General features: G+C 68.5%; 7 protein-coding genes. 5 read left to right on the plus strand and 2 right to left on the minus strand.

The window, feature by feature from the left end; genetic code table 11:
• The 4 genes from IBL26_RS24835 to IBL26_RS24850 form a co-directional block, all read left to right on the plus strand.
• Nucleotides 1–479 (plus strand): sarcosine oxidase subunit gamma (locus IBL26_RS24835; RefSeq protein ID WP_187787189.1); only part of this gene is annotated, 479 nt, incomplete at its 5' end.
• A gap of 51 nt (nucleotides 480–530) precedes the next feature.
• The gene (gene purU, locus IBL26_RS24840) at nucleotides 531–1,394 is read left to right on the plus strand and encodes a formyltetrahydrofolate deformylase (RefSeq protein WP_187787190.1); all 864 of its coding nucleotides are present in this window, start codon (nucleotides 531–533) and stop codon (nucleotides 1,392–1,394) included.
• A 438-nt stretch (nucleotides 1,395–1,832) separates the two neighbouring features.
• Nucleotides 1,833–2,873, plus strand: coding sequence for an amino acid ABC transporter substrate-binding protein (locus tag IBL26_RS24845; RefSeq protein ID WP_241749733.1), 1,041 nt, complete (start codon nucleotides 1,833–1,835; stop codon nucleotides 2,871–2,873).
• A 174-nt stretch (nucleotides 2,874–3,047) separates the two neighbouring features.
• The gene (locus tag IBL26_RS24850) at nucleotides 3,048–3,950 is read left to right on the plus strand and encodes a LysR family transcriptional regulator (RefSeq protein WP_187787191.1); all 903 of its coding nucleotides are present in this window, start codon (nucleotides 3,048–3,050) and stop codon (nucleotides 3,948–3,950) included.
• Between the two features lie 369 nt (nucleotides 3,951–4,319).
• Here IBL26_RS24850 and IBL26_RS24855 read toward each other — a convergent pair whose 3' ends face one another.
• Together IBL26_RS24855 and IBL26_RS24860 are read right to left on the minus strand one after the other, a co-directional pair.
• A complete protein-coding gene (locus IBL26_RS24855; protein ID WP_206684307.1) occupies nucleotides 4,320–5,348 on the minus strand; it encodes an acylneuraminate cytidylyltransferase in 1,029 nt (342 codons plus the stop codon).
• Nucleotides 5,349–5,352: 4 nt separating this feature from the next.
• Nucleotides 5,353–6,219 (minus strand): N-acetylneuraminate synthase family protein, encoded by an 867-nt coding sequence (locus tag IBL26_RS24860; RefSeq protein WP_187787193.1) that lies wholly within the window; start codon nucleotides 6,217–6,219, stop codon nucleotides 5,353–5,355.
• A 351-nt stretch (nucleotides 6,220–6,570) separates the two neighbouring features.
• Between IBL26_RS24860 and IBL26_RS24865 the strand changes: the two genes are divergently transcribed.
• Nucleotides 6,571–6,778: hypothetical protein (locus IBL26_RS24865; RefSeq protein ID WP_187787194.1), on the plus strand; the 208-nt coding region annotated here is incomplete at its 3' end.

Here is a 6,778-nt window from a genome sequence, read left to right on the forward strand (position 1 = left end):
CGCGGCGCGGCCAGGCGGCGGCGCTGGCTGCGGCCGCCCGCGCGGCCTGGGGCGTGGAGTTGCCCGTGGTGCCGCGCCATGGCGGCGATGCGCGCCTTGGCTTCCTCTGGGCCGGGCCGGAGCAGTGGCTGGCCCTGGCGCCGGATGCGCCGGAGCCGCTGGAGCAGGAGCTACGCGGAAAGTTAGACGGCCTGGCCTCGGTGGCGGAGCAGGGTGATGGGCGGGTGCTGCTGCACTTGTCCGGCCCGCGCGCGCGGGACCTGTTGGCCAAGCTGGTGGCGGTGGATCTGCATCCGCGCGCCTTCCGGGCCGGGGATACCGCCATCACCCTGGCGGCGCATATCGGCGTGCAGCTGTGGCAGGTGGATGAGGCACCGGCCTATCGGCTGCTGGCCTTCCGCGGCTTCGCGGGCTCGCTCTCCGCCGCCATCGTGGCGGCGGGCGAGGAATATGGCATCGAGGTCCTGGCCCGAGGTTGAGGGCGGCGCGCGGCGCGCCTTCCCTTTCCCTCCTTCCTGTCAGGACCTGCCATGCCCCATTCCTCCTACGTGCTGACGCTGGATTGCCCGAACCGGCCCGGCATCGTCGCCGCCGTGGCCACCGCCATCTTCGAGCAGGGCGGCAACATCCTCGAAGCGCAGCAATACGACGACACGCAGAGCCACCGCTTCCTGGCCCGCATCGTGCTGGACCATCCGCGCGATGCGCTGGACCCGGCGGCGCTGCGCGCGGTGCTGGCCGCCGTGGCCGCCCGCTTCGATATGCGCTGGGCGTTGCGGGACCGGGCGCAACGGCACCGCGTGTTGCTGATGGTGTCCAAATTCGACCACTGCCTGGCCGACATCCTCTATCGCTGGCGCCTCGGCGAGCTGCCGATGGAGATTGCCGCTATCGTCTCCAACCACCCACGCGAGACGCATGAGCGGCTGGACTTCGCCGGCGTGCCCTTCCACCATTTGCCAGTAACCCGGGACAACAAGGCGGCGCAGGAAGCCGCGCTGCTGCAACTGGTGGAGGAGACCGGCAGCGAACTGGTGGTGCTGGCGCGCTACATGCAAGTGCTGTCCGATGATCTGGCCGGACAGTTGGCTGGGCGCTGCATCAACATCCACCATTCCTTCCTGCCCGGCTTCAAGGGCGCACGCCCGTATCACCAGGCCCATGCGCGCGGCGTGAAGCTCATCGGCGCCACGGCGCATTACGTGACCGCCGACCTGGATGAAGGACCCATCATCGAGCAGGATGTGGAGCGGATCAGCCACCACGATACACCGGATGATCTCGTGCGGCAGGGGCGGGATATCGAGCGGCGCGTCCTCTCCCGCGCGCTGTTGTGGCATCTGGAAGGGCGCGTGCTGTTGAATGGGGCGCGCACGGTGGTGTTTCGGGATTGATGCCTTGATGTCGGGGAGGAAGGCCGGGGAAGGAATTCCCCGGGCCCCTTCTTTTCTTTTTTCGAGTTTCCTTTGTGGTTATTGAGAGGTTTGGTCTGAATCGCGGCTGGGTGCACCGGAGGTCTATGACCTCCGGTGCTGACGGTTCAGCCCCTATGGTCCATTACTAAAATCATCAGCAGCATCCGCTCTCAGTCCTGTAGCGCTCCGCCAAACTCGCAGAAAAAGGAAGGGGCCCGGGGAATTCTTTCCCCGGCCTTCCTCCCCACCCCACTACCCCGCGATCGGCCCACCTAAAATGCAACGATAACGTCATGAAGGGTGATCTTTGCTTCTATCGGCAACGGGCGTGCTTTAGCATTCCAAAGATTGCGTGGTGCACGTCCGCAGCTGCTTCAGCCTTCGACGTTCACGCTGTAGCCCCGAAGGATGGATGCGATGATGACGGCGAAGACGGTGTTGGCTGGTATGGCCGGATTGTTGGCTGGCGTGTTGGCGGCCTGGCCGGGGCAGGCTGTGGCGCAGGGCAGTGGCTCGGCCACGCTGGATGCCGTGCGCGCCCGGGGTGCGCTGTTGTGCGGTGTCTCCGGCGAGATTGCCGGGTTCTCGCTGGCGGATAGCCGGGGCGTGGTGCAGGGCATGGATGCGGATTACTGCCGCGCCATTGCTGCCGCCACGCTGGGCGATGCGAACAAGGTGCGCTTCATCCATCTCAGCGCGCAGACGCGGTTCACGGCGTTGCAGTCGGGCGAGATCGATGTGCTGATCCGCAACACCGGTTGGTCGTTGACGCGGGAATCGGCGCTGGGGTTGTTGTTCGGCGCGACGAATTTCTGGGATGGCACGGGTTTTATCGTGCGGGCTTCGGCGGGTGTCGGAAAGCCGGCGGAGCTGGGTGGGGCGGCGATCTGCATCCGCCCTGGTACCAGCACGGAACTTGAGGTGGCGGATTTCTTCCGCTCTCGCCAGATCGCGTTCACGCCGGTGATGATTGCCGGTGTGAATGAGATCCAGGATGCGTTCCTGGCCGGGCGTTGCGATGCCTTTGCGACGGATGCGTCGCAGCTGGCGGGCTTCCGGCAGAATCTGGGCGCGCGGGCGGCGGAATTCACCATCCTGCCGGAAGCCATCAGCAGCGCGCCGTCCGGCTCCATGGTCCGCAAGGGCGACGACAAGTGGTACGACATCGTCCGCTGGACGCATTACGCGCTGCTGACGGCCGAGCAGTTCGACGTCACCAGCAAGAACCTGGACGAAGCCGCCAAGCGGGACAGCCCGGATATCCGCCGCCTGCTGGGGGTCGAGGGTAATATCGGCCAGACCATGGGGTTGGATAATGCCTGGGCGCGCAATGCCGTCGCGCAGGTCGGCAATTACGCGGAGCTGTGGGCACGGCACATGACGCCGATCGGGTTGGAGCGCGGCATCAACCGGCTGTGGACCCAGGGCGGGTTGCAGTTCTCGCCGCCGGTGCGGTGATGGACGGGGCCGGGGCGTCGTCCCGGCCCTGACATAGGGCGGCGGCGCCGGTGCTGCCTTGGGTCCGTTCTTGGCCCGAGCCGGCGGCTAACCCTTCCCCCCGGAGCGCTGGCGTGAGAGGGGAAGGGGTCGCCGGCATCACGCCGGCGGCCGCGGCTGGAGAATGGCCCCCCGATGAACCTGCGCTTCCTGGAAACCTTCCTCTGGGTCGCCCGGCTGAACAGCTTCAGCGCCACGGCGGAACGTATGCACACCACCCAGGCCGCTGTCTCCAACCGCATCGCGGCGCTGGAGCGGGAGCTGGGGGTGCGGCTGTTCGAGCGGGACCTGCGTTCCGTCCGGGTCACGCCGGAAGGCCGTGCCGCGCTGGTGCGGGCGGAGGAAATCGTCCGGTTGACCCAGGAGTTCCGCGGCCAAGTGGCGGACCGGGAGACGCTACGGGGCCGGCTGGCCATCGGCACCATCGATTCCGTCGTCTATGCCTGGCTGCCGCCGCTGATCCGCCGCATCCGGGAAGAGTATCCTGGGGTGGAACTGGACCTGACGGTGGATACCAGCCTTGCCGTCGCCGGGCAGTTCGGGCGCAACGAGATCGACCTGGCGCTGATCATGGGGCCGGTGCTGGCGCCGGAGGTGGAGAGCCTCCCGCTGTGCCGCATGCCGTGCTCCTGGTACGCCAGCCCGGCGCTGGAGTTGCCGCCGGGGCGGTTGGGGATGGCAGAACTGGCGGAGCACCCGGTCTTCGCGTTCTCCCGCGGCTCCCAACCCCATCACGAGGTGCTGCGGCAATTCGCGGCGGCAGGGGCCAAGGCCAAGACGCTGTACAGCCTCAACTCCATCTCCACCATGTTGCTGCTGGCGCAGGACGGGCTGGGGGTGACCATCCTGCCGGATGTGGTGGTCGCCGGGGCCTCCGGCGGCCGGTTGCGGCGGCTGGACGTGGCGGTGCCCTTCCCGCCACTGGAGATCCACGCGGCTTATAACGCCCAGCCGCGCAACCTGGTCGCTGCAAGGGTGGCGCAACTGGCGCTGGAAGTGGCGCAGGGGCAGTGCGGGGAGGGGATGACCCCGGCTTGATCGTTGGTTCTCTGGTTGGGGGCGGCGAGGAAGGAATTCCCCGGGCCCCATCTTCTTTTTGCGAGTTTTACCGGGTGGGGCCTGGGGCACGCTTCAGGAGCATGACCGCCATAGGCTGAATCAGGCTGAGGCGTGGATCGCGCAGCTGGATCCTAAATGCATCTGCCGCGTCACTCGGCAGCGGACGCATTCCTGAAGGCGCCTCAGGCTTCCAGCGACGCGTGTTCCGCCAGCGCGTCGATTGTAAAATCTTCAAGGCTTCACCCCAACCCTAAAGCCCAGCCCCAGACTCGCAGAAAAAAAGAAGGGGCCCGGGGAATTCTTTCCCCGGCCTTCTCCACCGGGGCCAACAGCACATCCCCCCAGTCCTCAAGACCCGGAGGCTTCCCGCGCCCCGATCAGTGACCGCACAATCCAGGCAAGGGTTTGTTCCACGCCGTCCTGGGGTGACAGCAGGTGGGCAAGATTGGCCAGTTCCGGCGCGACATGGGCGGGTGCGACGGCGCAGCCGGCGAGGCGCAGGCATTCCAGGTCGGTGCCGACATAGCAGAGCTGGGCCGGGGTCAGGCTGAGGGCTTGCAGGGCATCGTGCAGGGCGTGCGGGGCGGGGAGTGGCAGCGGGTGGATGCCGTGCTGCCGGAGCACGGCGGCTTGCTGCGGCGGCAGGGTGGCGGCGTCCTGGTCGAAGGCCAGGGCGGCGAGGCCGGGGGGCAGGGGCGGCGCGGGGCGGGCGGATTCGAGCGCGGCGCAGAGCGTGACGTCGGCGAGGTCGTCGATCTCCGGGCCGGTCGGTGGTACGGGAATGGCGGCGACGGGGCCGCAGAAGCGGCGGCCGACCTTCCGGAAGGCGGCGACGCGCATGGCGTAGATGGCGCCGTTCTCGCGATATTGTGGCGGCAGGGTCTGGCGCATCGGGCGTTGGCGGGTTTCGTCGTGGTTCACGCCGACGGCAAAGCCCTGCGGGGAGATGCCCCAGAGGAAGCTGTGGTCCGGCACGACGCTGAGAGCGCAGGCCACCGCCGGGTTGTCCAGCGCGGCGACGCAGCGGTCGATCTCCTCCCCAGTGGTGAAGGGGGAGGTGCATTGAAGCATGACCAGGCGCTCGGGCGGGCCGGGATGCGCCGGCAAGGTATCGAGCGCGTGCAGGAGGGCGGCCTCGGAGGAGGCGGCATCGCCGGAGAGGGCGGCGGGGCGGTGGATGACCTGGGCGCCGAAGCGCTCGGCGGTGGCGGCGATGGCGGCGTCGTCGGTGCTGACGAAGACGGCGTCGATGCGGTGCGCGTGGCGTGCGGCCCAGATGCTGCGGCCCAGCAGGGGCACGCCGCCGAGGCGGAGCAGGTTCTTGCCCGGCACGCCGCGGGAGCCGCCGCGCGCCGGAATGACAGCGATGGTCCGCAAGGCGTCAGTGCGCCTGCCACTTGAGCTTGCGGCGCTGGGGCTGCTCGACCTCCAGCAGCCCATCGGGCTTATGGGTCAGTGCCAGGCCGATATTCTGCACGTCGCGCTTCAGGCGGCGCAGGCCGTCGGGTTCCAGGCTGGCGGCGTGGTCGGTGCCCTTCCAGGTGCGGTCCAGCGTGAAGTGCCGCTCGATCCAGCTGGCGCCGAGGGCGAGGGCGGCGATGTCGGCGGCGATGCCGAGATGGTGGCCGGAGAAGCCGATGGCGCCGACGCGCTGGCCATAGGCTTCCCGCAGCCGCTGGATGTCCAGCAGGCAGAGCTGGTCGAACTCCACCGGGTAGCCGGAGGTGCAGGCATAGAGCACGAGGTCCGCCGCCCGGCCCTGGGCTTCGTAGAAGCGGACGATCTCCTCCACCTCCTGCCGGGTGGACATGCCGGTGGAGACATGGATCTGGCCGGCGTAGTGCTGGCAGAGCCAGGCCTGCATCTCGAAATGCAGGTTGCTGGCGGAAGGGATCTTGAGGAACGCGGGGTTCAGGGCGGCCATGTCCCGCGCCGAGGTCAGGTCCCAGACGGAGGTGCTGTAGGTGACGCCTTCATCGGCGCAGACCTGCATCAGTTCGGCATGCTGGGCGGCGGTGAATTCCAGCGCGTCGCGATGCTCGCCATAGGTGGCGCCATAGGCGTGGCGCGGATTCTCGTGCGGGGCCGCGGCCTGTTCGGAGGAGAGTAGCTCCGTAACGTTGCGCTTTTGGAACTTCACAGCGTCCACCTGGCAGAAGCGGGCGGCGGTGCGGATCATCTCCCGCGCGATCGCCATGTCGCCTTTGTGGTTGCAGCCGATCTCGGCGATAACTTGAGCGCTTCTCATCATTCCGACCTGGCTGTTGCGGAGGGGGACGCACTCTGGTCCAGCCTTCCAGGAGCGACTGGCCTCCTCTATAGGGCAAGGGCCGATGCAGATCATCCTCATAGAGACGCGAGCGGCGTGGCGGGTGGCAGGGGTGCCCTGCCGTGGCCGCCGGGCTGGGCGGGTCGCGTGCCGGCCGGCCGCAGAGGCCGGAGGCGCAGGGTGGTGCGCCTTGGGCAGGTTCTTCACGACGCGGATGGCTGTGCCCCGTTCCGCTTTCCCCAGTCGCAGCCTGAGTTCGATCCGTGCTGATGCCGCCGGAGGCGCGCGCCATGCTTGCCGCTATCGCGCCGGGCCGCAGGAGATGCGCCGATGGCGGAGGTGACGGGCACCCCGGCCGCCGGGCCGGGCCCCTTCCAGGATGCGGAGAACGCTCTCCGCTGGCTGATCGATGCGCCAGAGGGGGCGGAGGTCGCACCGGTGCTGGCGCTGTTGCGGGCGCCGGGGGCGGACGTGTCGGCCAAGGCGGCCATCGCGTTGCGCCGGGCGGCGGCCGCGGGCGGCCTGCCGCCGGCGCGGC

This window comes from Teichococcus aerophilus, from assembly GCF_014490485.1.
In the GTDB taxonomy this organism is placed as follows: Bacteria; Pseudomonadota; Alphaproteobacteria; order Acetobacterales; family Acetobacteraceae; genus Pseudoroseomonas; species Pseudoroseomonas aerophila.

Bases quoted from the DNA above. Each gene is read 5' to 3' on its own strand.
- purU (WP_187787190.1), top strand. From the start codon at position 531: ATGCCCCATTCCTCCTACGTGCTGACGCTGGATTGCCCGAACCGGCCC.
- IBL26_RS24845 (WP_241749733.1), top strand. From the start codon at position 1,833: ATGATGACGGCGAAGACGGTGTTGGCTGGTATGGCCGGATTGTTGGCT.
- IBL26_RS24850 (WP_187787191.1), top strand. From the start codon at position 3,048: ATGAACCTGCGCTTCCTGGAAACCTTCCTCTGGGTCGCCCGGCTGAAC.
- IBL26_RS24860 (WP_187787193.1), bottom strand. From the start codon at position 6,219: ATGAGAAGCGCTCAAGTTATCGCCGAGATCGGCTGCAACCACAAAGGC.